Annotated in this window: 24 protein-coding genes and 1 pseudogene; 9 read left to right on the top strand and 16 right to left on the bottom strand. The window is 60.6% G+C overall.

Annotated features, from left to right (window positions below; translation table 11 throughout):
• Positions 1 to 44: 44 nt before the first annotated feature.
• Complete coding sequence (locus GTW23_RS18455; protein WP_252916860.1) at positions 45 to 623, bottom strand: GNAT family N-acetyltransferase; 579 nt, start codon at positions 621 to 623, stop codon at positions 45 to 47.
• Between the two features lie 94 nt (positions 624 to 717).
• Here GTW23_RS18455 and GTW23_RS18450 point away from each other — a divergent pair, with 94 nt between their 5' ends.
• Positions 718 to 2,034 carry a DNA polymerase IV gene (locus tag GTW23_RS18450; RefSeq protein ID WP_252916859.1) on the top strand — a complete coding sequence of 439 codons (1,317 nt, stop codon included), beginning with the start codon at positions 718 to 720 and terminating at the stop codon, positions 2,032 to 2,034.
• Here GTW23_RS18450 and dnaE read toward each other — a convergent pair.
• The 5 genes from dnaE to clpP form a co-directional block, all read right to left on the bottom strand.
• Positions 2,031 to 5,591 carry a DNA polymerase III subunit alpha gene (dnaE, locus tag GTW23_RS18445; protein ID WP_152009161.1) on the bottom strand — a complete coding sequence of 1,187 codons (3,561 nt, stop codon included), beginning with the start codon at positions 5,589 to 5,591 and terminating at the stop codon, positions 2,031 to 2,033. The two genes, GTW23_RS18450 and dnaE, sit on opposite strands and share 4 nt — an antisense overlap.
• Before the next feature lie 521 nt (positions 5,592 to 6,112).
• On the bottom strand, positions 6,113 to 6,427 hold the full coding sequence (gene hupB, locus GTW23_RS18440) for a DNA-binding protein HupB (protein ID WP_267662127.1): 315 nt from the start codon (positions 6,425 to 6,427) through the stop codon (positions 6,113 to 6,115).
• 249 nt (positions 6,428 to 6,676) lie between these two features.
• On the bottom strand, positions 6,677 to 9,109 hold the full coding sequence (lon, locus tag GTW23_RS18435) for an endopeptidase La (RefSeq protein WP_152009163.1): 2,433 nt from the start codon (positions 9,107 to 9,109) through the stop codon (positions 6,677 to 6,679).
• 344 nt (positions 9,110 to 9,453) lie between these two features.
• The gene (gene clpX / locus GTW23_RS18430; RefSeq protein WP_152009164.1) at positions 9,454 to 10,734 is read right to left on the bottom strand and encodes an ATP-dependent Clp protease ATP-binding subunit ClpX; all 1,281 of its coding nucleotides are present in this window, start codon (positions 10,732 to 10,734) and stop codon (positions 9,454 to 9,456) included.
• A gap of 315 nt (positions 10,735 to 11,049) precedes the next feature.
• Positions 11,050 to 11,676 (bottom strand): ATP-dependent Clp endopeptidase proteolytic subunit ClpP, encoded by a 627-nt coding sequence (gene clpP / locus GTW23_RS18425; protein ID WP_152009165.1) that lies wholly within the window; start codon positions 11,674 to 11,676, stop codon positions 11,050 to 11,052.
• Between the two features lie 454 nt (positions 11,677 to 12,130).
• Here clpP and GTW23_RS18420 point away from each other — a divergent pair, with 454 nt between their 5' ends.
• Positions 12,131 to 12,724 (top strand): hypothetical protein, encoded by a 594-nt coding sequence (locus GTW23_RS18420; protein ID WP_152009166.1) that lies wholly within the window; start codon positions 12,131 to 12,133, stop codon positions 12,722 to 12,724.
• Between the two features lie 133 nt (positions 12,725 to 12,857).
• The gene (locus tag GTW23_RS18415) at positions 12,858 to 14,066 is read left to right on the top strand and encodes a cytochrome P450 (protein ID WP_252916858.1); all 1,209 of its coding nucleotides are present in this window, start codon (positions 12,858 to 12,860) and stop codon (positions 14,064 to 14,066) included.
• 11 nt (positions 14,067 to 14,077) lie between these two features.
• Here GTW23_RS18415 and GTW23_RS18410 read toward each other — a convergent pair whose 3' ends face one another.
• Both GTW23_RS18410 and GTW23_RS18405 read right to left on the bottom strand, forming a co-directional pair.
• Positions 14,078 to 15,094 (bottom strand): NAD(P)H-binding protein, encoded by a 1,017-nt coding sequence (locus GTW23_RS18410; RefSeq protein ID WP_252916857.1) that lies wholly within the window; start codon positions 15,092 to 15,094, stop codon positions 14,078 to 14,080.
• Positions 15,095 to 15,103: 9 nt separating this feature from the next.
• Positions 15,104 to 15,448, bottom strand: coding sequence for a cupin domain-containing protein (locus GTW23_RS18405; RefSeq protein ID WP_382264344.1), 345 nt, complete (start codon positions 15,446 to 15,448; stop codon positions 15,104 to 15,106).
• Between the two features lie 47 nt (positions 15,449 to 15,495).
• Between GTW23_RS18405 and GTW23_RS18400 the strand changes: the two genes are divergently transcribed.
• Entirely contained in the window at positions 15,496 to 16,002 is a 507-nt protein-coding gene (locus tag GTW23_RS18400; protein ID WP_252916856.1) for a DUF6653 family protein, read from the top strand.
• Here the strand turns inward: GTW23_RS18400 and GTW23_RS18395 are convergent.
• A complete protein-coding gene (locus GTW23_RS18395; RefSeq protein ID WP_252916855.1) occupies positions 15,990 to 16,232 on the bottom strand; it encodes a hypothetical protein in 243 nt (80 codons plus the stop codon). The genes GTW23_RS18400 and GTW23_RS18395 overlap by 13 nt on opposite strands.
• Positions 16,233 to 16,570: 338 nt before the next feature.
• On the opposite strand from GTW23_RS18395, the gene GTW23_RS18390 reads away from it, so the two are divergent.
• Positions 16,571 to 17,503, top strand: coding sequence for a formate/nitrite transporter family protein (locus GTW23_RS18390; RefSeq protein WP_252916854.1), 933 nt, complete (start codon positions 16,571 to 16,573; stop codon positions 17,501 to 17,503).
• A 147-nt stretch (positions 17,504 to 17,650) separates the two neighbouring features.
• On the opposite strand, the gene GTW23_RS18385 is transcribed toward GTW23_RS18390, so the two are convergent.
• The 3 genes from GTW23_RS18385 to GTW23_RS18375 all read right to left on the bottom strand — a co-directional run bounded on the left by GTW23_RS18385 (position 17,651) and on the right by GTW23_RS18375 (position 20,279).
• Positions 17,651 to 18,934 (bottom strand): O-acetylhomoserine aminocarboxypropyltransferase, encoded by a 1,284-nt coding sequence (locus tag GTW23_RS18385; RefSeq protein WP_252916853.1) that lies wholly within the window; start codon positions 18,932 to 18,934, stop codon positions 17,651 to 17,653.
• A 221-nt stretch (positions 18,935 to 19,155) separates the two neighbouring features.
• Positions 19,156 to 19,614: a hypothetical protein gene (locus tag GTW23_RS18380; protein ID WP_252916852.1), complete on the bottom strand. Its 459-nt coding sequence runs from the start codon at positions 19,612 to 19,614 to the stop codon at positions 19,156 to 19,158.
• Between the two features lie 125 nt (positions 19,615 to 19,739).
• Positions 19,740 to 20,279: a CoA-binding protein gene (locus GTW23_RS18375; RefSeq protein ID WP_252917002.1), complete on the bottom strand. Its 540-nt coding sequence runs from the start codon at positions 20,277 to 20,279 to the stop codon at positions 19,740 to 19,742.
• A 140-nt stretch (positions 20,280 to 20,419) separates the two neighbouring features.
• On the opposite strand from GTW23_RS18375, the gene GTW23_RS18370 reads away from it, so the two are divergent.
• Positions 20,420 to 20,794 (top strand): hypothetical protein, encoded by a 375-nt coding sequence (locus GTW23_RS18370; RefSeq protein ID WP_193217276.1) that lies wholly within the window; start codon positions 20,420 to 20,422, stop codon positions 20,792 to 20,794.
• A gap of 67 nt (positions 20,795 to 20,861) precedes the next feature.
• Here GTW23_RS18370 and GTW23_RS18365 read toward each other — a convergent pair whose 3' ends face one another.
• The gene (locus GTW23_RS18365) at positions 20,862 to 21,299 is read right to left on the bottom strand and encodes a VOC family protein (protein ID WP_252916851.1); all 438 of its coding nucleotides are present in this window, start codon (positions 21,297 to 21,299) and stop codon (positions 20,862 to 20,864) included.
• A 122-nt stretch (positions 21,300 to 21,421) separates the two neighbouring features.
• Complete coding sequence (locus GTW23_RS18360; RefSeq protein ID WP_252916850.1) at positions 21,422 to 22,246, bottom strand: enoyl-CoA hydratase; 825 nt, start codon at positions 22,244 to 22,246, stop codon at positions 21,422 to 21,424.
• A 229-nt stretch (positions 22,247 to 22,475) separates the two neighbouring features.
• On the opposite strand from GTW23_RS18360, the gene GTW23_RS18355 reads away from it, so the two are divergent.
• From GTW23_RS18355 to rpsI, 3 genes are all read left to right on the top strand, one after another.
• The gene (locus tag GTW23_RS18355; protein ID WP_252916849.1) at positions 22,476 to 22,913 is read left to right on the top strand and encodes a PaaI family thioesterase; all 438 of its coding nucleotides are present in this window, start codon (positions 22,476 to 22,478) and stop codon (positions 22,911 to 22,913) included.
• Between the two features lie 268 nt (positions 22,914 to 23,181).
• Positions 23,182 to 23,646 (top strand): 50S ribosomal protein L13, encoded by a 465-nt coding sequence (rplM, locus tag GTW23_RS18350; RefSeq protein ID WP_152009178.1) that lies wholly within the window; start codon positions 23,182 to 23,184, stop codon positions 23,644 to 23,646.
• A 2-nt stretch (positions 23,647 to 23,648) separates the two neighbouring features.
• Complete coding sequence (gene rpsI / locus GTW23_RS18345) at positions 23,649 to 24,131, top strand: 30S ribosomal protein S9 (RefSeq protein ID WP_152009179.1); 483 nt, start codon at positions 23,649 to 23,651, stop codon at positions 24,129 to 24,131.
• Here the strand turns inward: rpsI and GTW23_RS18340 are convergent.
• Positions 24,128 to 24,630: pseudogene (locus GTW23_RS18340) on the bottom strand (transposase); the annotation flags it as partial. The gene rpsI and the pseudogene GTW23_RS18340 overlap by 4 nt on opposite strands.
• 73 nt (positions 24,631 to 24,703) lie before the next feature.
• Complete coding sequence (locus GTW23_RS18335; protein WP_252916848.1) at positions 24,704 to 26,221, bottom strand: ArnT family glycosyltransferase; 1,518 nt, start codon at positions 26,219 to 26,221, stop codon at positions 24,704 to 24,706.
• Positions 26,222 to 26,362: the final 141 nt, after the last annotated feature.

Below are 26,362 nucleotides of genomic sequence, written 5' to 3'. Positions count from 1 at the left end.
GCGGCGGCGTCGCGGCTGGCCCGCAGCAGGAAGAGACCGGGCGATCACGCAAGAACTTTGCGCATCAGCGGCCGTCCCGGCTTCCGTTCGGCAACCGGCTCGAAACCGGCCTGCGCGAACACGGAGACCGAACCGACGAACAGGCCGACCGACCTGGAATGCTTGGCCTTTTCGATGGGGCAGGCCTCAACGATGCGGGCGCCATTGTGCCGGGCGTGGGTGACCGCCGCATCCAGCAAGGCACGGCTGATCCCCTCTCCGCGCCGCTTTGACTGGATGAAAAAGCACGAGATCGCCCAAAGACCCGAGTCGGATGGATCGTCCCCGTCCAGCGGCCGGGAGACCGTGCGCACAGTGTTCCAGCGCGGCACGTGAGCGCGCGGCGTCACCTGCACCCAGCCCACGGGTACACCTGCATCCAACGCGATCAGCCCGGGCGGCAAAGCTTCCTGCGTGGCCTGCTCGAGCAACTGTTTCTTCTCATCCCTGCTCAAGGCATCCCGCAGTCTCGGCTCCAGCCGGAAATAGCTGCACCAGCAGCCATAGCAGGCACCTTGCGGCCCGAACAGGGTTTCGAGCAATGGCCAAAGATCGGCTGTAACAGGACGGATTTCGAGGGTCACGCTGTTTGATCTCCGGCGGATTGGTCAGACTTGTGAGTCTGAAGGTTATTGCGTAATCTGCAGATGTTCAACCTTTGTTCCCATTTGCAAATCCATGATTCAAACACCGCAGCTTTCAGATCCGGTTCCGGGCTTCTGCCGCGATTGCCTCACGCCAGCGCGCAACGAGGCAAAGCGCTGCCACGCCTGTGGAAGCCCGCGGATTATCCGGCATCCGGAAATCAATGAACTGACGCTGGCGCACATGGACTGCGATGCGTTCTACGCAACGGTGGAAAAGCGCGACAATCCGGACCTCGCCGACAAGCCGGTGATCATCGGCGGCGGCAAGCGGGGTGTGGTCTCGACCTGCTGCTATATTGCGCGCATTCACGGCGTGCGCTCGGCGATGCCGATGTTCAAGGCGCTTGACGCCTGCCCCGACGCGATCGTCATCAAGCCCGACATGGAAAAATATGTCCGGGTCGGGCGAGAGGTCCGGCGGATGATGGAGGAGCTGACGCCGCTGGTGCAGCCGATCTCGATCGACGAGGCGTTCCTGGACCTGGCGGGTACAGAGAGACTGCACAAGGACACCCCTGCCCGCACTCTGGCGCGCTTTGCGGCCCGGGTCGAGGCCGAGATCGGAATCACCCTTTCGGTCGGTCTGTCCTACTGCAAGTTCCTCGCCAAGGTCGCTTCGGATCTCGACAAGCCGCGCGGCTTCTCGGTGATCGGCAAGCAGGAGGCGCTGTCGTTCCTGGCGCCCAGACCCGTGTCGCTGATCTGGGGCGTCGGCAAGGCCTTCGCGGCCACGCTGGAGCGCGACGGCATCCGCACCATCGGGCAGTTGCAGACAATGGAGGAAACCGCCCTAATGCGCCGCTACGGCGTAATGGGCAAGCGGCTCTATCACCTTGCGCGCGGCGAGGACGACCGGACTGTCCACGCCAACGAGGGGGCGAAAAGCGTGTCTGCGGAAACCACCTTCAATTCAGACCTGTCGCAAGCCAAGGATCTCGTCCCGGTGCTCCGGCGACTTTCGGAAAAGGTATCCGCGCGCCTCAAGGCATCGGGCGTGGCCGGACAAACCGTGGTGCTCAAGCTCAAGACCTCGGACTTCAAGAGCCGGACGCGGAATTTCAAACTCGAAGACCCGACCGTGCTCGCCGACCGGATCTTCCGCACCGGGCTGCATCTGCTGGAACGCGAGCTGGGCGAGGATCGGTTCCGGCTGATCGGCATCGGGGTGTCGGACCTTACGGGAGCCGAACGGGCCGACCCGCCCGACCTGGTCGATCCGGCGGCAGCACGGCGCGCGGTGGCGGAAAGCGCCATCGACAAGGTGCGTCAGAAGTTCGGGCGCAACATCGTCGAGACCGGCTACACCTTCGGCACGTCGCGCAAGACGCGGCAGGCGGACGAAGACTAGACCAGTTCCACATCCAGAACGCCCGGCGCCGCCTTGAGCGCAGAGGCCAGTTGCGGCGAGATCTTGTAGCGGTCCGGCAGAGTGACCTCGATCTCCCGGCGGCCGTCATCCTTGATCATGACGAAGGACACCTGGCCCTCGCCGCGCGACTTGAGATGGGTCGAGACCGAATTGAGCGGCCGGGCATCACGCATGTAGACCCGGAGCGCCGACTGTCCGCGCGCGGCACGATCTTCGAGCGAGTCGGCGGTCTGGATGCGCAGCCCGATACCCTCGGGCCGTTCCTCCGCGTTTACGGTAATGACGATCGACTTGCCGGGCTCGAGCAGTTCACGGTAGAGGGCAAGGCCCTCGGAAAACAGCACCGCCTCATACTGGCCGGAACTGTCGGAAAAGGCGACGATACCCATCTTGTTGCCGGTGCGGGTCTTGCGTTCCTGCTTGCTGGTCACGGTGCCGGCCAGACGCCCGGCGGTGGCTCCGGCCTTCACAGCCAGCGAGAAGTCAGCCCAGGTCTGGACCCGCATCTTGGCGAGAAGATCATTATAGGAATCAAGCGGATGGGCTGAAAGATAAAAGCCCAGCGCCTGGTATTCGCGGTGCAGCTTCTCGGCCGCCAGCCAGGGGGTGGCGGCGGGCAACTGGATTGTCTCGGCTTCGGCCGCGCCGCCACCGATGCCGAACATGTCGCTCTGGCCGCTGATGCGGTTTTCCTGGGCGCGCTGGGCAAAGCCCAGAATGCGATCGAGCCCGCCGCTCAGAATGGCGCGGTCATGACCGAAACAGTCGAATGCGCCGGCGGCAATCAGGCTTTCAAGCACCCGGCGGTTGACCTGGCGCGGATCGATGCGGGTGCAGAAATCCTCGAGCGAGGCAAAAGGGGTGTCGCCGCGGACCTCGACAATGTGCTCGACCGCGGCGTCGCCGACGCCCTTGATGGCGGCCAGGGCGTAGTAGATCCTGTTCTCGCCGGTCTCGAAGTGACGGAAGCTGGTCTGCACCGAAGGCGGCACCACCTCGATGCCAAGCCGGCGGGCGTCCTGGCGGAAATCGACGAGCTTGTCGGTGTTGGACATGTCGAGCGTCATCGAGGCGGCGAGGAATTCGACCGGATAATGCGCCTTGAGATAGGCGGTCTGGTAGGAGACGATGCCGTAGGCTGCGGCGTGGGATTTGTTGAAGCCGTAGTTCGCGAACTTGGCCAGAAGATCGAAGATCATGTCGGCCTGCGGCTTGGAGACATCGCGCTCGACCGCGCCTTCGACGAAACGGACGCGCTGCTTGTCCATTTCCTCCTTGATCTTCTTGCCCATGGCGCGGCGCAACAGGTCAGCTTCGCCAAGCGAGTAGCCGGCCAGCACCTGGGCGATCTGCATCACCTGCTCCTGGTAGACGATCACCCCTTGGGTTTCCGCCAGAAGTCCGTCGATCTTGGGATGGATCGAGGCAAGCTCCTCCTCGCCATGCTTGCGGGCGTTGTATACCGGGATGTTCTCCATCGGGCCCGGGCGGTAGAGCGCCACCAGCGCGATGATGTCCTCGATGCGGTCGGGCCGCATGCCGATCAGCGCCTTGCGCATGCCCGCCGATTCCACCTGGAACACACCGACCGTCTCGCCGCGCGAGAGCATCTCGTAGGTCGGCTTGTCATCCAGAGGCAGGGCTTCAAGATCGATAGCAATGTTGCGCTTGGCGATGAAGCCAACAGCCGTCTTCAGCACGGTGAGCGTCTTGAGACCGAGAAAGTCGAACTTGACCAGGCCGGCCTGCTCGACCCACTTCATGTTGAACTGGGTGACCGGCATGTCCGAGCGCGGATCGCGGTACATCGGCACCAGCTCGGACAGTGGCCGGTCGCCGATCACGATACCTGCCGCATGAGTGGAGGCGTGACGGTAGAGCCCCTCGAGCTTCTGGGCAATATCGAGCAGGCGTTCGACCGCGGGCTCCTTCTCCATTTCCTCGGCAAAGCGCGGTTCTTCCTCGATCGCCTTGTTGAGCGGCGTCGGGTTGGCGGGGTTGTTGGGTACCAGTTTGCAGATGCGGTCGACCAGCCCGTAGGGCATTTCCAGGACGCGGCCGACGTCGCGCAGCGCCGCACGTGCCTGCAGGCTACCGAAGGTGATGATCTGGCCAACCTGTTCGCGGCCATATTTGCGCTGGACGTAGCGGATCACCTCTTCGCGGCGGTCCTGGCAGAAATCGATGTCGAAGTCGGGCATCGACACGCGGGCGGGGTTGAGGAACCGCTCGAACAGCAGCGAAAACCGCAAGGGATCGACATCGGTGATGGTGAGCGCATAGGCGACCAGCGAGCCGGCGCCCGAACCACGGCCAGGCCCGACCGGGATGTCCTGCTCCTTGGCCCATTTGATGAAGTCGGCAACGATGAGGAAGTAGCCCGGAAACTTCATGTTCTCGATGATGTCGAGTTCGGTCTTGAGCCGCTCGCGATAATCTGCCTCGGTGTAGCCCTCGGCCAGCCCGATGCGTTCGAGCCGCCGGTCCAGCCCCTCGATCGACTGGCGGCGCAATTCCGCCGCTTCGGCTGCCAGCGCTGCCTCCGGATCTTCTTCGCCGCCACCGGTGAAGCGCGGCAGGATCGGGGCGCGGCGCTCGACAATGGCGCTGCAGCGCCGCGCGATTTCGATGGTGTTTTCAAGCGCCTCGGGGATGTCGGCAAACAACGCGGTCATCTCGGCGCGGGACTTGAGACAATTGTCAACGCTCAGACGCGGACGGCGGTCATCCGACATGACAGCGTTGTTTGCCACCGCCATCAACGCGTCATGTGCCTCGAAATCACCGGGCGCGGGAAAGAACGCTTCATTTGTGGCAACCAGAGGCACCTCGGCCTCGTAGGCCAGCGCGATCATCTTTGCCTCATGAGCCCGGTCATATCCGGACTGGCGCTGGAGTTCGAGATAGAGGCCGTCGCCAAAAACCCGCCTGAGCGTATCGAGACGCGCCCTCGCCTGCTCGGTATGGCCGTCGCGCATGGGCTTGTCGACAGGCCCCCCGGCAGCGCCGGTCAGGGCGATCAGACCCTCTGCGCCTTCCTCGAGCCAAGACAGCATGATGTGCGGACGCTCGCTGCTGTCTCCGCCGAGATAGGCGCGGCTGACCAGGGCCACCAGCCGGTCATAGCCGACCGGTGTTGCAGCATAAAGAACGATGGATGGCGGCTTTTGAAGATGGTCGCGATGGGACCGGCGATCCCCTGTCTGGACATCCTCCATGTCGATGTCGAGCTGGCAGCCGATGAGCGGCTGGATGCCCGCTTCCATCGCCTTGACCGAGAATTCGAGCGCGCCAAAAAGATTGTTCGTATCGGTGATGGCCAAGGCCGGCTGATCGTCAGCCACCGCCCGCTTGATCAGCGTCTTGATCGGCAGGGCACCCTCGAGCAGCGAATAGGCCGAGTGGACCCTGAGATGCACGAAGCCAGGCCAGCTGCCAGCGTCGCGGTCATCTTTCTGATCGCTGCGCTGCCGTGCCTGATCTGTTCCCGATGCCAGATTGGCGAGAAGTTTCGCCGACTTGTTTTCCCGCGCCATGGCTGCCCTCTGCCGTCCGTCCGACACGACCGGCACCATGCCGACGAGAACAAGACTCAGGAGCCAATTGTGAGGACCCGGACCACAAAGTCCAGAGCGGGAACAGCTTATTCACATTGGCTGCCGGGCACCCCGACACATCTGCGCTGCAGCAGGCAAAGAAGATTGCAGGCTGAGAAAAATCTATCGCTTCAAAACGCCATCGCGAGAACGGCAAAACTGGCGACAAACAGGGACATGGAAACGAAAGCGGCAATATCACGGGCGAATGCGGTCATGATCAACTCCTTTGAATTCGCTCTATGTTTTATTTATGTTCTATTTTTGTTCTTATGTCAATCGCAGCGATCTGATTTTTCCCCACCGTCGATTCTGCCATTCAACCGGCTGAACAGGCTTAGATCATACACCGGCATTCCCCGTGGAACCGTGCCGGGCTGCAGGTTCGTGCACAGGTAGCCAGACAGCAAAAAGCCCGGGCGTCGCCGCCCGGGCTCCTGTTACTCGAACCATGAAATGGCTTAGTTGCAGGCGTCCTTAAGACCCTTGCCGGCCGAGAACTTCGGCACGTTGCGGGCAGGAATGTCGACTTCCTTGCCGGTCTGCGGGTTACGGCCCTTGGACGCTTCGCGGCGCGAAACCGTAAAGTTGCCGAAGCCGATCAGACGGACGTCGCCGCCATTCTTCAGCTCACCGGTGATGGTTTCGAAAACCGCTTCAACCGCAGAAGTTGCGTCACCCTTGCTCAGGCCCGACTTCTCGGCAACAGCTGCCACGAGTTCATTCTTGTTCATTTCCGTCCCTTTCTGGCGTTGTGTCGACTCATTTCGTTCGATGCGGTGATCCTACGCATCTCGCGGTTCCGTGCAACCAAACTCCCCGGAAACCCGCGCTTTATAAAGGCTTTTCACAGGGAAAACGTTACTTTGCCGTGTGTCCGGCAGCGGAAACTGGCTGGAATGCCGACGCGGGTGCTCACGGCGTCCCCTTTCGGCACAGCCAGATGCAACCCGGTCCACGTGCAAATGAAAACGGACGGGAGACATTCTCCCGCCCGTGAGTTCCTGCTTTCCGCTTGCCGGAGATCAGTGCGCGATGGTTGCGCCGCCCTCTTCACCGGCTTCCGCCGCAATCGGCGTTTCCGGCTTTGCATCCGGATCCCAGGTGATGGCCTCGGGCATCCGCACCAGTGCATGGCGCAGGACATCGCCCATCTTGGCAACCGGAATGATCTCGAGACCGTTTTTGACATTGTCGGGGATCTCGGGGAGATCCTTGGCATTGTCCTCGGGAATCATCACGGTCTTGATACCGCCGCGCAGTGCCGCGAGCAGCTTTTCCTTGAGGCCGCCGATCGGTAGGACCCTGCCGCGCAGCGTGATCTCACCGGTCATGGCAACATCGCGGCGCACCGGAATGCCGGTCATGATCGAGACGATCGCGGTGGCCATGCCGACGCCGGCGGACGGTCCATCCTTGGGCGTTGCGCCCTCGGGCACATGCACGTGGATGTCGCGCTTGTCGAACATCGGCGGCTCGATGCCAAAATCGACAGCACGCGAGCGGACATAGGAGGCCGCCGCCGAAATCGATTCCTTCATCACATCGCGCAGGTTGCCGGTTACGGTCATCTTGCCCTTGCCGGGCATCATCACGCCTTCGATTGTCAGCAGCTCTCCGCCAACTTCAGTCCACGCAAGCCCGGTGACCACACCGACCTGATCGTCGAACTCGGCCTCGCCGTAACGGAAACGCGGCACGCCGAGATAGTCGGAGAGGTTGTCCGCATCGACCGATACCTTGGTTTGGCCGGTCTTTAGGATCTCCGTGACCGCCTTGCGCGACAGCTTCATGAGTTCGCGCTCGAAATTGCGCACGCCGGCTTCGCGGGTATAGGTCCGGACGACCTGAAGCAGCGCCTCATCGGTGACCTCGAACTCCTCGGGCTTGAGCGCATGATCACGCACAGCCTTGGGCAGCAGGTGCCGGCGGGCGATCTCGAGCTTTTCATCCTCGGTGTAGCCCGCAATACGGATCACTTCCATGCGGTCCATCAGCGGTGCCGGAATGTTGAGCGTGTTGGCCGTGGTGATGAACATCACGTTGGACAGGTCGTACTCAACCTCGAGATAGTGGTCCATGAAGGTCGAGTTCTGTTCCGGATCAAGCACTTCGAGCAAAGCCGAGGACGGATCGCCACGGAAATCCTGACCCATCTTGTCGATCTCGTCGAGAAGGAACAGCGGGTTGGTCTTCTTGGCCTTTTTCATCGACTGGACGACCTTGCCGGGCATCGAGCCGATATAGGTGCGGCGGTGACCGCGGATTTCCGCCTCGTCACGAACGCCACCAAGCGCCATGCGCACATATTCGCGGCCCGTGGCCTTGGCGATCGACTTGGCGAGCGAGGTCTTCCCGACGCCGGGAGGTCCGACAAGGCAAAGGATCGGGCCCTTGATCTTGGACGAGCGGGCCTGGACGGCGAGATACTCGATGATCCGCTCCTTGACCTTTTCCAGACCGTAGTGATCGGTCTCGAGCACCTTCTCGGCAGCATTGAGATCGATCTTGACGCGGGATTTCTTGCCCCAGGGCAGTCCCAGAAGCCAGTCGAGATAGTTGCGCACGACGGTGGCTTCCGCCGACATCGGGCTCATCTGCTTGAGCTTCTTGAACTCGGCGTCCGCCTTTTCGCGGGCCTCCTTGGACAGCTTGGTCTTGGAGATGCGGCTTTCCAGTTCGGCCATCTCGTCGCGGCCGTCCTCGCCGTCGCCGAGTTCCTTCTGGATCGCCTTCATCTGCTCGTTGAGATAGTACTCGCGCTGAGTCTTCTCCATCTGCCGCTTGACGCGGGAGCGGATGCGCTTTTCCACCTGCAGAACCGAAATCTCGCCTTCCATGAAGCCGAGCGACTTCTCGAGGCGTCCCTTGACCGAAACGGTCGAAAGCATGTCCTGCTTTTCGGGGATCTTGATCGACAGATGCGAGGCTACAGTGTCGGCGAGCTTCGAATAATCATCGATCTGGCTGGCGGCGCCGACAACTTCAGGCGAGATCTTCTTGTTGAGCTTGACGTAGTTTTCAAACTCGGAAACCACCGAGCGCGACAGCGCCTCGATCTCGACGGGGTCTTCCTCGGGCTCGGCGAGCTCGACGGCTCGGGCCTCGTAATACTCTTCACGATCGGTGTATTCGACAATCTCTGCGCGCGCGCGGCCTTCAACGAGCACCTTGACGGTGCCATCGGGAAGCTTGAGCAGCTGCAACACATTGGCGATTGTGCCGATATCATAGATGCCCGACGGCTCCGGGTCGTCATCGCTGGCATTGATCTGGGTGGCAAGCATGATCTGCTTGTCCGAACCCATTACTTCCTCAAGCGCGCGGATCGACTTTTCGCGGCCGACAAACAGCGGCACGATCATGTGTGGAAACACGACGATGTCGCGCAGGGGAAGGACGGGATAGATACCTGCCTCTTCAGGGCTGTGTGATGAACTCACATTTTTGTCCGGCATGTCATTTCCTTTCGTGGTCCGTTCAGACCGAGTGGCAACACGGCACGCGGCCCCGGTTCATCCAGCAACCGCCATTCGCGTCCTTTGGAAGGGAAAACCCTTTCCAGTCTAATTGGAGAACCGGCGCCCCGGTTTCAAGTCAGATCAGCTCTGGCGATGTGTTTCATCACCGATTCGTGACGATATTAGAGAATGAAAGTGGCGGGAAGCTGGAGCCACCGGATTCATTGCGATTCAATGCGGCCAGGCTCAGCCTTCCGCGCCGCCTGAACAGGCGATCGGCAACGGAAACGGGCCCCGAAGGGCCCGCATCGAAACAATCCGGCTTAAGCGCGGTGCAGAGATCAGGCGGAAGCCGAATCCTTGGCATCGCCATCACGCTCCGCGTAAATGTAGAGCGGGCGGGCATTGCCGGTGACGACATCGTCGGAAATGACGACTTCGCGCACACCTTCAAGTTCCGGCAGTTCGAACATGGTGTCGAGCAGGATCTTTTCCATGATCGAGCGCAGGCCACGGGCGCCGGTCTTGCGGATGATGCCGCGCTTGGCGATCTCCTGCAAAGCGCTTTCGTGGAAGGTCAGCTCCACCTCTTCCATCTCGAAGAGACGCTGGTACTGCTTGACCAGCGCGTTCTTCGGTTCGGTCAGGATCTGGATCAGCGCCGCCTCATCAAGATCCTCGAGCGTGGCAAGCACCGGCAGACGGCCGATGAACTCCGGGATCAGGCCGAACTTCACCAGATCCTCGGGTTCGAGCTCGCGCAGCACTTCGCCGACACGGCGTTCGTCCTGGGCGCGGACATTGGCGCCGAAGCCGATCGAGGTCTTCTCGCCACGTGCCGAGATGATCTTGTCGAGACCGGCGAATGCGCCACCGCAGACGAACAGGATGTTGGTGGTGTCGACCTGCAGGAATTCCTGCTGCGGGTGCTTGCGGCCGCCCTGGGGCGGAACCGAGGCAACCGTGCCTTCCATGATCTTCAGAAGCGCCTGCTGCACACCCTCGCCCGACACGTCCCGGGTGATGGAGGGGTTGTCCGACTTGCGGGAGATCTTGTCGACCTCGTCGATGTAGACGATGCCGCGCTGGGCGCGTTCGACGTTGTAATCAGCCGACTGCAACAGCTTGAGAATGATGTTCTCGACATCTTCACCGACATAACCGGCCTCGGTCAAAGTGGTGGCGTCGGCCATTGTGAAGGGCACATCGATGATGCGGGCCAGCGTCTGGGCAAGATAGGTCTTGCCGCAACCGGTGGGCCCGACCAGCAGGATGTTGGACTTCGCCAGTTCCACCTCACCCGATTTGGAGGAGTGGTTGAGACGCTTGTAATGGTTGTGAACCGCGACCGAGAGGATTTTCTTGGCCTGGTGCTGGCCAATCACATACTCGTCGAGCGTGGCGATGATTTCCTGCGGGGACGGCACACCATCGCTGGATTTGACCATCGAGGATTTGTTTTCCTCGCGGATGATATCCATGCACAATTCCACGCATTCATCGCAGATGAACACAGTGGGACCGGCAATGAGTTTGCGCACTTCATGCTGGCTCTTGCCGCAGAAAGAGCAATAGAGGGTGTTCTTTGAATCGCCGCCGTTGCTGCCGCTGACCTTGCTCATTTCACTTTCCTTCCCGCAATCCCGGCATAGAAGCCCGGATGTATGGCGCCTGACCACACGAGCGTCCTGACGCTGCGCTTACAGGCAATCTTGGGGTACAAATCCGACCGAACAGGTAAACAGTACTGAGGCCGGTGGCAACGAATCCCCGTCAATCTGGCAATGCTACGCCAGAGAAATTGAACATAGACTTAACGTTCATACTAGCGCGCTCTGACGCCTGCGCCACCCCGGAGACACGAAAACGTGTTGCAGGGGAAGCGCATCGCACCGGAAATCGACGCTTGAGTGGAACAAAAAGCCCTTATCCCGTCCTTAGGAGTCAGTTTCGATGTATTCGCGCTTGTCGATAACCCGGTCGATAAGACCGAAGCCGAGCGCTTCATCCGCCGTCATGAAGTGATCACGATCGAGAGTCTTCTCGACCGTTTCGTAGTCCTGACCGGTGTGGGTGACATAAATGTCATTGAGACGGCGCTTCATCTTGATGATGTCCTGCGCATGGCGTTCAATGTCGGAGGCCTGCCCCTGGAACCCACCGGACGGCTGATGCACCATGATGCGGGCGTTGGGCGTGGCAAAGCGCATGCCCTTCTCACCGGCAGCCAACAGCAGCGATCCCATGGATGCCGCCTGTCCGACGCACAGGGTCGACACCGCGGGCCGGATGAACTGCATGGTATCGTAGATCGCCATGCCGGCGGTGACGACGCCACCGGGCGAATTGATGTAGATGGCGATTTCCTTCTTCGGGTTCTCGGCTTCGAGAAACAGAAGCTGGGCGCAGACGAGCGTCGCCATGTGATCTTCAACCGGGCCGGTGATGAAGATGATGCGCTCCTTGAGCAGCCGCGAATAGATGTCGTATGACCGTTCGCCGCGGTTTGTCTGCTCAACGACCATGGGCACCAGGGCCATGGCGTTATCAACTGTGTTTTTCATTGCGCTTCCCTTGTCAAACGGCCCGGCAGACGGCGCGGCCTGCCCAGAATCAGTCTCATTGAACCCACTACATAGAGTGTGCCCCCCCGCCGCTTCAAGACGCAAGGCTGCGAAACGGCTCAGGGATGTTGTTCACCAACGGTGTTAAGGTCAGGTTACGGTTTTGCAATTGTCTCGATCGCGGTGCAAATTCCGTCCCTCTGCCGGATGTTTTCGGACCGTTGCCTGCCCCTTCTCCAAACAGTCGTTCGAAATGCGAACCATAGTCCAGAGGTCGTGCGCCATGGCTGCTTGAACCTCAGATCGCCATGTGAGTTTTCCTCGTCCGGGATGACTTCGGGTTAACACTCGTTAATGTTTTGCTTTCCTTGCGTGCAAGAGTGAGTCAAAGTCCTCTCTCAAGTCGCGGAGAAGGCACACAGAATGCCGCTGCCGCAACAAGGGAGCGTGTATCATGTCTGAGTTCTTGCATGTCCGTCGCGGCGTTGCCGCAGTCGTCCTGGCAATGTCGATCGCCTCGCCGGCAGCCGCCGGTGGCAAGGCGCTTGCCTGCTACCAGCAGGTTCACCAGCCCGCAGTCTACAAGACCATCCATCAACAGGTGGTGGTCAGGCCCGGCGGCGTTGTCCACGAAACGATCCCGGCCCGCTACGGCCAGGTGACCGAGAAGGTGCTGATCGAGCCTGAACGGGTGGTGGCGCGTCATATTCCCGCCGTGACTAAGACCGTGCACCAGACCGTGATGGTTCGCGCCAAGTCCGTCGGTTGGGAGTGGCGCCACGTGCATGGCAAGAAGACGCTGTGCAAGGTGGTGCATCCGGCACAATATGCCACGCGGGCCCACACGGTGGTGGTCCAGCCGGCACAGACCGTGCATCAGCGGATCCCGGCACGTTACGCGCACCGCACCCGTACGGTAGTCATCGAACCGGCGCGCACTGTTGCCCGGCACGTGCCACCGGTGGTCAAGACTGTTGCCCGCACGGTCGAAGTCCGGCCCGCATCCGCCGGATGGGTTCAGGTCTCGGGCAAACGCCGCTGCAACTGATCCGCCTGCCGCCGCAACGTGACAGCGAAGGCCGCAGCAAGGTCACGGCAGTTGAGAGCCATAGTCGAGAAAAACTGTTGCCCGGCAAGATTCCGGATTTTGCCGGCTTCCGATCCACGCTAATGCGTGCATCATGACCATAGCTGAACTTTCCGTCTCACAAGACCCCAAGAACCCCGACTTCGTTCAGAACCCCTACCAGTTCTACGCCGCGATGCACCGCGCGGGGCCCGTCTTCTTCTGGGAGGAGTACGGCATGTGGTGCGTGGCCGCCTATGATCAGGTCAATGCGCTGCTGCGCGACCGGCGGCTCGGCCGCGAAAACCGCTGGGGCGCGCCGCTCAACCCGGTCGAGGGCCGCGAACATCTCACCGATTTTGACCGGATCGAAAGCGGCTCTCTGCTCGAGCGCGAGCCTCCTGCCCATACGCGGCTGAGGACGCTGGTCAACCGCGCTTTCGTCTCGCGTTCGGTGGAGCGGCTGAGGCCGAGGATCAGCCTGCTTGCCAACGCGCTGGTCGATGCCCTTCCAGCGGGCCAGGCAGTCGACCTGCTGCCCGCCTTTGCGACGCCGATCCCCTTGACGGTGATCTGCGAGTTGCTTGGCGTGCCGGTCGAACGCGGCCAGGATCTCCTGAGCTGGTCGCACGCCATGTGCGAGATGTATGTGCCGCAGCGCTCGCGCGAGACCGAGGAGCGGGCAAATCGCGCCTCATCGGAATTCGGTGCGTTCCTGACAGCCCATATCGAAGACCACCGGCACAATGGCGCCGACGACCTGCTTTCGGCGCTGATCGCGGTGCGTGACACCGGCGAGAAACTTTCGGACGCGGAGCTGATTTCCACCTGCGTGCTGCTGCTCAATGCCGGTCACGAGGCCACCGTGCATCAGACCGGCAATGCGGTGAAGACGATCCTGGACCAGGGTGGCGACCCGCGCCGGTTCTTCGCAACGCCCGAGCTGGCCGCGGCGACCATCGAGGAAGCGCTGCGCTTCGATGCGCCGCTGCACATGTTCACCCGCTACGCCTATGAGGAGGTCGATCTCGGCCCGGTGACGCTCAAGCCGGGAGAGCAGGTTGCCCTGCTGCTCGGCGCTGCCAACCGGGATCTGTCCGCCTTCGACGCGCCGCATGATTTCAGGCCTGGCCGGCCGGACCAGAAAAATGTGAGTTTTGGCGCGGGCCTGCATTTCTGCATCGGCGCGCCGCTTGCCCGGCTCGAATTGCAGGAATCGCTGTCGGTGCTGTTTGAGCGGATGCCTGAGATGAAGATCGAGACCCCGCCTCGGTACCGCGACAGCTATCATTTCCACGGGCTCGAAAGCCTGGTCGTCCGCTAGCTGCTGCCGGCTCAGAACACGGCGTGTTCGCCACGCTCGACGCGGGCCTTTCCCCGGATCACCTGTTCATAGAATTCGAACAGCGTGTCTGAACCATGGGAAGGGGTGAGGTTTTCGTCGTAGCGGCCGGTTTCGGGATCGAGCACGAGCATGGATTCGGTTGCGTAATAGCGGCCGATCCGCGCCAGTTCAGCCTTGTCCCGCAGGCGCGGCAAGAGCCTGCCAGCGGCATCGAGCGCGGCGATGATCACATCCATCATGGCGACCGGGACTCGCCTGTATTTCGGCGTCCTGTCCAGCAGGGCAAACAGCTTTTCCCCCTGCTCGCGCGGGGTGATGGCCGGGCCGGGGCCGCCAACCGGCAAGATCCTGTTCCAACGGCTCTCATCGGTGACACAGCTTGCGATGAAAGCGCCCAGATCACGATCGCTGATCGGCTTGCAGGCGGTCAGTTCGCCGTTTCCGAACAACAAAAACGGCTGGCCCTTGCGGACCCGGTCAATCTGCCCCGAAAGCGATTTGAAGAAGGCGGTCGGCCGGACGATTGAATGGGTCAGGCCTGATGCCATCAGTTCCTGCTCAAAGGCGAGCTTGGCTTTCTGGAATTCCAGAAGCGGCTTCTGGACGCAGATCGCCGAGAGCAGCACCATCTGCCCAATCCCTGCCTCACCGACGACCTTGAGCGCATCGGAATGTGCCTGGTAATCGACAGCCCAGGCGTCGCGGGGTGCCCCGGTGCGTGATGCCATGCAGGAGACAAGCGCATCAAATCTCTCGCCGCGAATGCCGTCCCTCAAAAGGCTCTCGGGATTTGAAACGCTGCCATGGCGGACCGCTACGCCCCCGGGAAACCCATCACCGGGCGGCAGCGTTGTCGCGGTCCCTCCTGCAGGCTGCTGTCGGACAAAACAGACCACTTCGTGGCCCTCCTCGACAAGCGCACGCACCGTTGCACGACCGATCGTTCCGGTGGCTCCAAGGAGGAGTATCCTCTTGCCCGGTGATGGATCTGAAGGATCTGCGCTCACGCTGACGGCCTACACCCTGATCACATAGTCTTTGCGAGTCGTTTCAACGACTTCCCAGCTTCCCCTGAAGCCGGGCCTGAGGATAAAACTGTTGCCCGCTTTGACCGTGACAGCCGCACCGCCATCCTCGGATATGACCGAAACACCCTCAAGGATCCGGCAATACTCCCACTCGTCGTAGGAGATCCGCCATTTTCCCGGGGTTGATTGCCAGATGCCGGAATAGAGCCCGTCGCGCTCTTCGAGGTTCCAGGTGGTGTGCACCGGATCACCGGAGAGGACTTTCTCGGCATCGGGCCGTGAGACCTCGGGTTCGACGGTTTCGGTGACGGCAAGAAAGGCGGTACTCGACATGGTCATTTGATCTCGCAAAGAGGGCGTTTGCCTTCTATATTGAGCCCATGAGGATCGACAAGGCAATCGAAAGCACGATGGCGATGGACGATGCCACCTGGGCACGCCATGCCAATCCCCTGAGTTTCTGGACCCGGGTTCCGATCCTTTTGCTGCTGACGCTCGCCATCTGGTCGCGCGTCTGGATCGGCTGGTGGTGTCTTGTGCCTGTCGCCGGGCTGATAGCGTGGACCTTTTTCAATCCGCGCGCCTTTCCGCCGCCGCCTCATCTCAACGACTGGGCATCGAAAGCCGTGCTCGGTGAACGCTTCTGGCTGGCGCGCAAGACCACGCCCATTCCCACGCACCACGCCCGCTCGGCGCTGGTTCTGTCGGTGCTTTCCGGCCTGTCGCTGCTGCCGCTCGCCTACGGCCTGTGGGTTCTCGATCCATGGGCGGCATTCCTGGGCGCTATGCTCGCCTCGATGTTCAAGCTGTGGTTCTGCGACCGGATGGCCTGGCTAACGGAAGACATGACCCGGTCTCTCGGCAGAGATGCTGCTCAGCAGACCTGAACGCCGCATTCACTGATGGTAAAATCCTCGGCCGGCTCGGTCAGCGAACCGTCGAACTGACGGCCATCGGCGCATTGAGCGCGGGCCTCGAACGTCAGCCGGCCGGCAAGCTCGCCTTCCTTCATGTTGAGAAAATACTCGACGGCGCAATCCTTTTCGACCGCCAGCTGTTCGGAGAGCTGATCAAGCCAGGCGGGATTGGCGGACTGGGCGCATGCCGCAGACGCCATGACCATAGTTATCGCGGCAGTAAAAAGAATGTGCAGATGGTTGCGTAACACGGGGGGCCTCCACTGAGTGATTTTCACCAAAGACTAGCGTGTCAGGTCCTTGCGCGACTTGTCTGAGATCAATTGCGGTTTGAATTGATGTCCCGGGGATTGGCAAGGCGCAGACCCGAAAACGTCATCCATCCGGCCTCAATGTCGATCACTCATATCCGAGCCGGGCGTGCTTATTCTCTCGCCTGCCCTAGATTGGATGTTTGGGAGGAAATGGCTGGAGCACTGCGCTGTCAGCGAATTCGATCTGAGAAGCCATTGAAAATGTGAGGCAACAGGAGAGTTCCATGATCAAGGAGAATGAAAATCGGTTGCCGAAAACAGGTGCCTCCTCAAGCACCAGCGACGCGGACAAGCAATCCCACGACCAGCTGGAAGAGCGGGAGACGCGAGAGCAGACACCGACGGAATCAGAAAGGTCACTCACCCGTGACGAACGTGAATCGGTGGCTGAACATGGCCGGCTGTCCGCCCTTACGGTTTACTCCATCATACTGCGCGAAGGTGAAGAGGAGCTTCACCGTCCGAAGACATCGCTGTGGTGGTCAGGTGTCGCGGCAGGCATCGGGATTTCGACTTCAGTTCTGGCAGAAGCCACGCTCAGGGCCAATCTGGCACCTGACCTTCCCTACCTGACGATAATCGAGAGCTTCGGCTATTCGATCGGCTTTGTCCTGGTGATCATGTGCAGGCTTCAGCTGTTTACTGAAAACACACTCACCGTCGTGCTGCCTGTGCTGACCAGTCCCACCCGTTCCAAGTTCTACTACACCTCGCGTTTGTGGGGGATCGTGTTTGCGGCCAACATGGTTGGGACGTTCTTCACTGCATTTCTGGCCGTTCACAGCGGGATTCTGGATGACAAGATCCTGTCATCGGTTCTGGAGATCTCGCGTCATGTGGCCGAGATACCGCCGGCGGACGCGCTGCTGCGCGGGATTCCTGCAGGCTTCTTCATCGCCGCGCTGGTCTGGATGCTGCCATCGGCAAAAGGTTCCGAAGTGATTGTGATCATCCTCTTTACCTGGCTCATTGCAGCAGGAGAATTCACCCATGTCATCGCCGGGTCCAACGAAATCTTCAGCCTCGTGGCGATTGGCGAGATTGGTATCCTGACGGCTTTCACCCACCATATTCTGCCTGTCCTTGTAGGAAACGTCATCGGCGGAACAGGGCTTTTCGCGGTATTGTCCTATGGTCAGGTGAGCCAGGAAATGTAGAACCATCAGGCGCGGTGGCCCCGGTGCGTTCCGTCCGGGTGTGAAACCTAGTCCAGCCGCTGTCACCCATCGGCGCGACAACGGAATTAACAGAAACGGCCCGGAACATGGTTCCGGGCCGTTCAGATTCAGACTTCACATCGGTGATCAGGCCTTGGCGAGCGCCTGCTCCAGATCGGCGATGATGTCCTTGACGTCCTCGATGCCGACCGAGAGGCGGACCACGTCGGGCCCGGCGCCGGCGGCAACCTGCTGCTCGGGCGTGAGCTGGCGGTGGGTGGTCGAGGCCGGATGGATGACCAGCGAGCGGGTGTCGCCGATATTGGCTAGATGCGAGAACATCTCGAGGCCTTCCACGAACTTGACGCCGGAATCATAGCCGCCCTTCAACCCGAAGGTGAAGACCGCGCCGCCGCCCTTGGGCGAGTAGCGCTGCTGCAGGGCATGGTTCTCATGCTCGGACCGACCGGCATAGGAGACCCAGGCGACCTTGTCGTGCTTGGCCAGCCAGTTGGCGACCTCAAGCGCGTTGTCCGAGTGACGTTGCATGCGAAGCGCAAGCGTCTCGATGCCAGTCAGGATCATGAAGGCGTTGAACGGCGAGATGGCCGGACCGAAGTCGCGAAGGCCCAGCACCCGGCAGGCAATCGCGAAGGCGAAATTGCCGAAGGTTTCATGCAGGACCATGCCGCCATATTCCGGACGCGGTTCGGAGAGCATCGGATACTTGCCAGACTTCGACCAGTCGAAGGAACCGCCATCGACGATGACGCCGCCCATCGAGTTGCCGTGGCCGCCGATGAACTTGGTCAGCGAGTGAACGACAATGTCGGCACCATGTTCGATCGGCTGAATCAGGTAGGGAGAGGCCATGGTATTGTCGACGATCAGCGGCAGGCCGTGCTTGCGGGCGACTTCGGCAATGGCATTGATATCGACGAAGGTGCCGCCCGGGTTGGCAAGGCTCTCGATGAAGATCGCCTTGGTGCGATCGTCGATCTGCGCCTCGATGCTGGCCATGTCGGCGGGATCGGCCCAGCGGACATGCCAGTCGAAGGACTTGAAGGACTGGCCGAACTGGTTGATCGAGCCGCCGTAAAGCCGGTTTGCGGCGATGAAATTGTCGCCCGGGCTCATGATGGTGTGGAACACCAGAAGCTGCGCGGCATGGCCCGAAGCCACGGCAAGCGCGGCAGTGCCGCCCTCAAGCGCCGCGATGCGCTCTTCGAGCACGGCCTGGGTCGGGTTCATGATGCGGGTGTAGATGTTGCCGAAGGCCTTGAGGCCAAACAGCGAGGCTGCATGATCGGCATCATCGAAGACGAAACTGGTGGTCTGGTAGATCGGCGTGGCGCGCGCGCCGGTTGCCGGATCGGGTTGCGCTCCGGCATGAATGGCTAGCGTGTTGAAACCTGGCTGATTGTTCGACATGGACCTCTCCCCTTGTGCCCTGTAGGGCCAGTTGCGGCCCGTGTTGGGTGTCGCGGCGTTTATCCCGCATGTCCGCGCGCTGGTCAAAGAAGAATTTTGCGCGCAACCAGCCAGAGACACGCCTGTCGCGTTATTTCAGCATCATTTCGGGAAAAACATGCTGCAAGAGCTACTGTCCGCGAAAGGATGAGTGAGCGGAGCACCCGGCCCGGGGCTACCTCTCATCTCTCCACGTCAGGTGTGGCACATTCGGGCAGGCGCGAGAGCAGCCAGTCGCGCGAGGGGCGCACCTGTTCGGGAAGATCCTGCAGCACATCATCGACAACCTCCGCCGACACCGCGCTCACCTCGCAGCCATAGGTCTCAAGATCACCATCGGGATTGTCCTGTTTCCATTCGAGATAGTCCTCGCGCTCAAACGCAATGGCCGCGGCGATGCCCGCCACCGGCACCACCACCAAGGCCCGCCGGAGCCGCGCCTTGGCCTTGGTTCTGAGCACGGCCGCGGCGATGGCCTTGCGGTTGGCGATGGCGGCCACGGCAGCGCTCGCGGTCATCGTCGTCACCTGCGCCGTCAGCGACACGGCCCAGACGCCGAGACTGACCGCCGTGGTGGCGAGCGAAACGCAGAGCACGGCGAGAAAGGCGGTGGTGCGCACCAGCTTGAAGAGACGGACCATGATGACCTTCCGGGCAAATCTTGAACAGGCAGACACTCATATGGAGTCTGCCCAGGCATTCCTTGCGCTCGAACTGTGGCATCAGATCGGCAAACAGGCCTAGTGCCGGACTTTGCAGGGTCGGATCAGTTGCTCCCATCGCCCGGTTTGCCCCTGAGGCCGTAGCTCTGGTAGCCAGACCGCATCACCGGCTTGCGCGAGGAAATCATGCCCGAGTTGACGCCATTCCAGCCGATCTCGCCGGACAGCCGCGCATATTCGATCTTGGGGCAGCGATTCATCACCACCTTGAGGCCTGCTGCTTCAGCACGGGCGGCGGCTTCGTCATGGCGCACGGTCAGCTGCATCCAGATGACCTTCGGGAGGGGACCAAGGCTGAGGGTTTCATCCACAATCCCGGGCACGGAATCGGAAGCGCGGAAGACATCGACCATGTCAATTGGCTCGGGAATATCGCTGAGCCGTGCATAGGTCATCTGGCCGAGGATCGGTTTGCCCGCCTGCCCCGGATTGACCGGAACAACGCTATAGCCCTTGTCGAGCATGTATTTCATCACGAAGAAGCTCGGGCGGACATCGTTGGCTGAAGCGCCGACCACCGCGATGGTCTTCACCGATTGCAGGATGCCGGAGATGTAGGCGTTCTCGTAGCTGTCGTGATTCATCATCTCTGTTCCGGGTTCCTGGAGCAGCGGTTGTCGCAACAGGCATCAATTGCGTCAAGCATAGGCGGCGTCACCTTTTGTCCCGATACGCGCCACAATTGGCTGTATGGTGATGCTACACGCCCGCTTTGGAGAGCCCCATGAGACAGACAATCATATCCGCCCGGACGATCCTGCCGATTGCTGCGGTACTTGCGGCGACCCTCGCGGTCGGGACTGCACCGGCGCAGGCCATCAGCCGAGTCGAAACCACGAAGACCGACTGCAACGCCATCCGCGCGACGCTTATCCGGGAGGGTGCCGCGATCCTGCGCTACACGTCGAAGCGCGGCCTGCCGATCTATGACCGTTATGTCAGTTCGTCGTTGATGTGCGAGAGCCCGTCGGTTGGTGTCTGGGCCAGGGTACCGGCGCGGGACACCAATTCGTGCCGGGTGATCCGCTGTGATCCGCATGCAGCGGACGATGATGACGGGCTGCTCAATTTCCGCCCGCTGCTGCGGCTGTCGCAGTAGCGCCTTCGGGCAGCCAGACCGGCGTGAAGAATGACGATAGTGCTGGTGATGGGTCCATGTCCCTGCCCTATTCGGGCAGCGTCATGTGGCCATTCTCATCGAGTTGCATGAAGGGGTTGTGCGCGAGTTCCCAAAGATGGCCGTCGGGATCGGCAAAATAGCCGGAGTAACCACCCCAGAACACCTCGTGCGGCTTTTTCACCGGCCGCGCGCCGCATTCAACCGCAAAGTCCCAGGCTGCGTCCACCTCGTTGCGAGAACCGAGATTATGGGCAAGCGCCACGCCCTCGAAACCCTGCGGCACAGTCGGTTCGACCGCCGCATCGGCGGCAAGCGCATCGCGGCCGAACAGGCCCAGCACCGTGCCTCTCATGTGAAAGAAGGTCACGTTGTCATTTGAGGCCGATGACCGCCTGAAGCCCAGCCGCTGGTAAAACGCGGTCGCTGCCGCCACGTCGGCGACGCCAAGCGTGATCATGGAGATACGCGGTTCAAAGGTCTTCATATCACACTCCCGCGGCCACCGACGCTATCCGGCGGGCGCTTCCAGCAAAAAGGAACATACAGAGAACAAATCAGCTTGCCGGGCTTCCGTCAAGTCCATTGGTCCGGATCATTGCAGCAGGACTACTCCCCGGTCCATTCGGGCTTGCGCTTGGCGATGAAGGCACCGATGCCTTCCTCGGCATCGCGGGCCATCATGTTCTCGACCATGACGCCGGCAGTGTATTCATAGGCGTCGCTCAGGGTCATCTCGGCCTGGCGGTAGAAGGCTTCCTTGCCGATCTTCACCGTCAGTGGCGACTTGGAGGCAATGACCTCGGCGTATTTCATCACCACCTGGTTGAGGTACTGGCGCGGCATGATGCGGTTGATCAGCCCAAACTCGCGGGCGGTGGAGGCGTCGATGGTTTCGCCGGTGAGCAGCATTTCCATGGCCTGCTTGCGGTGCACGTTGCGGGAGAGCGCCACCATCGGCGTCGAGCAAAACAGCCCGATATTGACGCCCGGCGTGCAGAAGGTCGAGGTGTCGGTGCACATGGCCAGGTCACACGAAGCCACAAGCTGGCATCCGGCGGCCGTGGCCAGACCATCGACCTCGGCAATCACCGGCACCGGCAGATGCACGATGGTCTGCATCACCTCGGCGCAAAGCTTCATGGTGCGGGCGAAAAACGCCCTGCCCCGGTCCTCGTCGGCGCGGTGAACGGTCAGCTCCTTGAGATCGTGACCGGCGCAAAACAGTTTTCCGGGCGTCGCCGAGGCGAGAATGACCACACGAACCGACTTGTCCTCGCGTGCGGCGTCGAATTCATCCTTGAGGGCTTCCATCATGGCGATCGACAGGGCGTTGGCCGGCGGATTGTTCATCTCCAGCCGCAGCACGCTGCCGTGTCTTGACACCTTGACCAGGCCGGCTGGTGCTTCCTGTTTCAGTTCAACGACGTTCATGCGAGAGACCCTTTTCTGTTCAGGCTTAAGTCTAGCGCGGCAGCATCGCGGCGTGAACCCCACGGCACCGCGTTGACCGGACGCTTCGTTTCCGCAACGGTGGGAGAAGTAAATCGAATCTGGCGTGAGGGTTGAGGCCGAAGGCGAAGGTTCATCATGAATGCGACCGCCACATGCCCAGTGCCTTGCGACAGTCTACCTATACACTGATAAAACAGGAAAATGCCCCATGCCAACACCGGCCACGCCCGTGATGTCCGCTCCCGAGGTTTCGGCCTATCTCGATGAAGTGTTTCCGCAAATCAAGGCGAACGGGGACGATATCTCGGTTAGGGCAGTCTCGCCCGGAACGGCGCTGGTGCGGCTTCATGCCGACGACAAGCATCTGCGCCCCGGCGGAACCGTGAGCGGCCCGACCATGTTCATGCTCTCCGACCTCGCGGCCTATGCTGTGATCCTGGCGCATATCGGCCGCGTGGCGCTGGCAGTCACCACCAATCTCAACATCAACTTCCTGATGAAGCCCCAGCCCGGGCCGCTCGACGCCACCGCGATGATCCTGAAACTGGGCAAACGGCTGGTCGTCACCGACATCTCCATCCGCGATTCCAGCGGTGAACTGGTGGCGCACGCGACAGCGACATACTCCATTCCGCCGCGAAACTGAGCCGGAACAAGCGGAATTTGTACGGTATTTAAATACCTCATTCATAACCACTTGTTTTTGAAAGGTATTTTTTGGCTCACGCCAAGAACGCCCGCTTGACGCTGATTTACCCCTCGCCTATAAGCACGCAGCGTTGGCACCTTTGGAAGGGGCTGGCGCAATCGTTGGTGCGATGCTGGGCTTCGGGCTCGACCGCAGCAACACAAGCAACAAGAAACGTCCGCGCCGGCCTGACCGGTTCCGGATCCTGAATTGAAGAGAGAACTCCATGAAAACCTTCTCGCAGAAGCCTGCAGAGGTGGAAAAGAAGTGGGTCATCATCGACGCGACAGATCTCGTCGTTGGCCGCCTCGCCTCTGTTGTTGCAAACCGCCTGCGCGGCAAGCACAAAGCCACCTTCACCCCTCATGTTGACGATGGCGACAATGTCGTGATCATCAATGCCGAAAAGGCGGTCCTGACCGGCAAGAAGTACACCGACAAGAAGTACTACTGGCACACCGGCTATCCCGGCGGCATCAAGGAGCGCACCGCGCGCCAGATTTTCGAAGGCCGTTTTCCCGAGCGCGTCATCGAGAAGGCTGTCGAGCGCATGGTTCCGCGCGGTCCGCTTGGCCGTCGCCAGATGAAGAACCTGCGCGTCTATGCCGGTTCGGAACATCCGCATGAAGCCCAGCAGCCGACCGTCCTGGACGTCGCCTCGCTGAACACCAAGAACAAAAGGAGCGCCTGATCATGGCTGAACTCAATTCGCTTGAGGAGCTCGGCGCATCGGTCAACGCTGCCGAAGCTGCACCGGAAGCCCCGGTCCATGTGCGCAAGGTCGATGACCTGGGCCGCTCTTATGCGACCGGCAAGCGCAAGAACGCGATCGCCCGCGTCTGGGTCAAGCCCGGCACCGGCAAGATCACCGTCAACGGCCGCGACTTCGTCAAGTATTTCGCACGTCCGGTGCTGCAGATGGTTGTCCAGCAGCCTGTCGTCGCCGCTGCCCGCCAGGGCCAGTTCGACGTTGTCTGCACCGTCACCGGCGGCGGCCTCTCCGGCCAGGCCGGTGCTGTCCGTCACGGCATCTCCAAGGCGCTGACCTACTACGAACCCGGCCTGCGCGGCGTTCTCAAGAAGGGTGGCTTCCTGACCCGCGACAGCCGCGTCGTCGAGCGCAAGAAGTACGGCAAGGCCAAGGCACGCCGCTCGTTCCAGTTCTCCAAGCGTTAAGCTGGAACTGCAAATATCCCAACATTTTCAAGGAGGCCCCTCACCGGGCCTCCTTTTTTGATGCTTGCTGAATAGCCCCGAGTTTCGTGGACATCCTCGGGTTGCATTTCCTGCTGCCGTTCGAACTCCACGGGTGACCGCATCCCGTCCCTAAGGTGCTCGCGCTTGAGGAGAGCGAAGAAGCTCTCCGCCACGGCATTGCCATGGCAGTTGCCGCGACGGCTCATCGAGCGCGCAGGATTATGGTGCTTCAGGAAAACCGCCCAGTCCATGCTGGTGAACTGCGAGCCCTGGTCGGAACGGACCAGAACCATGTTCTTCGGCCTTCGACGCCATACCGCCATAAGCAACGCCTGCAACGCGATGCCAGCGGCCTGCCTGCCATGCAGCGGCCAGCCGGTGACGCGGTGCGAAAACAGGTCGATCGTCACGGCCAGGAAGGCAAAGCTCTCCTGGTCCGGATGCAGGCGATGTCAGTCACCCACGCCCTGTCCGGCGCGCCAGCGCTCAGCACTTGCCTCGGGTTGGAGCAAGTCACAGATAGCCGGCTTCCATCAGCAGCATCCGGATCGTTATTGCGGCGACGGCTCAATAAACAAATGACGCCGCCCGAACCGACCTACATCAACGAAGCCAGCCTCCAATTGGTCCCTTAGATTGGGTATGTCTTGGCTACTGACCGCCAGGGCATCCCTGACGTTGTTGGTGTTTAATGCGCGGAGACCATCCGGATCCATCAGGTAGCCAACGCGGCCTTGTGCGTAAAATTCGGCGGAATAACTGCGGTCGGCCCAGTAGGTGATTGCGATATCGGGCGACGCCTCGAGTGCTCTAAGGACCAACTCTCGTTCCGACTTCACATTGAGCGTGTTGGGCAAGAAGAACGCAACCGTAGCCAGACCCAGTACTATTACCGCGACACTGATCATGGAAAGTGATCCCCATAGCCGCGTCATCCGACCTGGTGGCCCGAATACGTTTGACCAGACGGTAACCAACAGAATGGCGGCGGCAGGAATTCCCGGCAAAACATAAGCGGGAAGAATGTTGGCAGCTGGCGTGAACAGGATCAACGGCGACAATGACCAGAAAAAAAGATAACTATACCATCCGGCTTGATCTTTTCGTAAGACATCCAGAACCTGTTTGCTTCTGAGCATCAAAGCTAGCACGAAAAATGACCAAGGCAGGAATGTAAAGGTCCCATATGCCCAAATCATTCCCTTCGGGCGAGCATGAGCCGAACCGTACAAATCGCCCTGCCAGGCAGTCTCCAGGAATCGCTTGTAGTGTTCTCCGACAATGAAATAGTTCAAGAATCCTGGCGTTTTCGCTTCGGCCACAAGATACCATGGCAAAGCGATCAGAGCAGTGACAAGCAGACCCGTGATCCATGGAAGACGAAACAACTGTCGCCAGCGATTGCCTACGACGATCCAAAGGAAAATCGGAATTCCTGTTAAAACGACCGCAACCGGCCCCTTTGCCAAGAGGCCAACAGCAAGGCCGACAAAGAACAGGTACCCCCATAAACGGTGAGCCGATCTGTCAGTGAGGCAGACGTAGAACCCGGTCATGCTCATGGTCGTTCCCAGCACCATTGCCATATCGGTCACGACGAAAGCCGACGCTCCGTAAAACAGCCCTGCAGTTGCAATGACAGCCATTGCCACCAAGGCCTGGTCTGCGCCTCGCACTCTGCGGACCCAGACGTAGCAGAGCCACAGCAGGCCAAGAGATGCGATCAGAAAGAAAAAACGCGCGCCAAAATGACCAACCCCGAATATTTTCATGCCCAGAGCGGACATCCATGTGTGCAATGGTGGCTTACCCCAAAACGGGACGCCGTAATCGAACTGAGGGGTTATCCAGTCGCCTGTCTCGACCATCTTTCGCGCAATTTCTGCATATCGTGCCTCTGTCGAGTCTACGAAAGGGTACCAGAACATGGCCAGGATGCGCACGACCAGCAAGACGCAGAGAATCGCGATCAAGACTTGCCGTTCGGAATGCGTTAGCGAGAATGTCGATGTCTTTTGCACGGCATTGTTGAGCCCCACGCCAGTTGCTTCAGGCTTTACAGCCACCATTTAAGTCCCTTTCTGCTTCTCACGCGCCTGCGATTCGGATCGTAGAACATCTCGATGCAATCTAACACATCGTTCCTGGCTTGTTTTCACGGGTTCTACAGCATCGTGATTGAGAAATCACCTCAAAATAATCGTTTTATT

This window comes from Parahoeflea alexandrii (assembly GCF_024105735.1).
GTDB classification, from domain to species: domain Bacteria; phylum Pseudomonadota; class Alphaproteobacteria; order Rhizobiales; family Rhizobiaceae; genus Hoeflea; species Hoeflea alexandrii.
The sequence above is the reverse complement of the archived record's forward strand: the minus strand, read 5'-3'. Positions and strand labels throughout refer to the sequence as shown.

Excerpts from the sequence above, each read along its gene's own strand:
- GTW23_RS18450 (WP_252916859.1), top strand. The coding sequence starts at position 718 with ATGATTCAAACACCGCAGCTTTCAGATCCGGTTCCGGGCTTCTGCCGC.
- dnaE (WP_152009161.1), bottom strand. The coding sequence starts at position 5,591 with ATGGCGCGGGAAAACAAGTCGGCGAAACTTCTCGCCAATCTGGCATCG.
- lon (WP_152009163.1), bottom strand. The coding sequence starts at position 9,109 with ATGCCGGACAAAAATGTGAGTTCATCACACAGCCCTGAAGAGGCAGGT.
- clpX (WP_152009164.1), bottom strand. The coding sequence starts at position 10,734 with ATGAGCAAGGTCAGCGGCAGCAACGGCGGCGATTCAAAGAACACCCTC.
- clpP (WP_152009165.1), bottom strand. The coding sequence starts at position 11,676 with ATGAAAAACACAGTTGATAACGCCATGGCCCTGGTGCCCATGGTCGTT.
- GTW23_RS18420 (WP_152009166.1), top strand. The coding sequence starts at position 12,131 with ATGTCTGAGTTCTTGCATGTCCGTCGCGGCGTTGCCGCAGTCGTCCTG.
- GTW23_RS18415 (WP_252916858.1), top strand. The coding sequence starts at position 12,858 with ATGACCATAGCTGAACTTTCCGTCTCACAAGACCCCAAGAACCCCGAC.
- GTW23_RS18405 (WP_382264344.1), bottom strand. The coding sequence starts at position 15,448 with ATGTCGAGTACCGCCTTTCTTGCCGTCACCGAAACCGTCGAACCCGAG.
- GTW23_RS18400 (WP_252916856.1), top strand. The coding sequence starts at position 15,496 with ATGAGGATCGACAAGGCAATCGAAAGCACGATGGCGATGGACGATGCC.
- GTW23_RS18395 (WP_252916855.1), bottom strand. The coding sequence starts at position 16,232 with ATGGCGTCTGCGGCATGCGCCCAGTCCGCCAATCCCGCCTGGCTTGAT.
- GTW23_RS18390 (WP_252916854.1), top strand. The coding sequence starts at position 16,571 with ATGATCAAGGAGAATGAAAATCGGTTGCCGAAAACAGGTGCCTCCTCA.
- GTW23_RS18385 (WP_252916853.1), bottom strand. The coding sequence starts at position 18,934 with ATGTCGAACAATCAGCCAGGTTTCAACACGCTAGCCATTCATGCCGGA.
- GTW23_RS18380 (WP_252916852.1), bottom strand. The coding sequence starts at position 19,614 with ATGGTCCGTCTCTTCAAGCTGGTGCGCACCACCGCCTTTCTCGCCGTG.
- GTW23_RS18375 (WP_252917002.1), bottom strand. The coding sequence starts at position 20,279 with ATGAATCACGACAGCTACGAGAACGCCTACATCTCCGGCATCCTGCAA.
- GTW23_RS18370 (WP_193217276.1), top strand. The coding sequence starts at position 20,420 with ATGAGACAGACAATCATATCCGCCCGGACGATCCTGCCGATTGCTGCG.
- GTW23_RS18365 (WP_252916851.1), bottom strand. The coding sequence starts at position 21,299 with ATGAAGACCTTTGAACCGCGTATCTCCATGATCACGCTTGGCGTCGCC.
- GTW23_RS18360 (WP_252916850.1), bottom strand. The coding sequence starts at position 22,246 with ATGAACGTCGTTGAACTGAAACAGGAAGCACCAGCCGGCCTGGTCAAG.
- GTW23_RS18355 (WP_252916849.1), top strand. The coding sequence starts at position 22,476 with ATGCCAACACCGGCCACGCCCGTGATGTCCGCTCCCGAGGTTTCGGCC.
- rplM (WP_152009178.1), top strand. The coding sequence starts at position 23,182 with ATGAAAACCTTCTCGCAGAAGCCTGCAGAGGTGGAAAAGAAGTGGGTC.
- rpsI (WP_152009179.1), top strand. The coding sequence starts at position 23,649 with ATGGCTGAACTCAATTCGCTTGAGGAGCTCGGCGCATCGGTCAACGCT.
- GTW23_RS18335 (WP_252916848.1), bottom strand. The coding sequence starts at position 26,221 with ATGGTGGCTGTAAAGCCTGAAGCAACTGGCGTGGGGCTCAACAATGCC.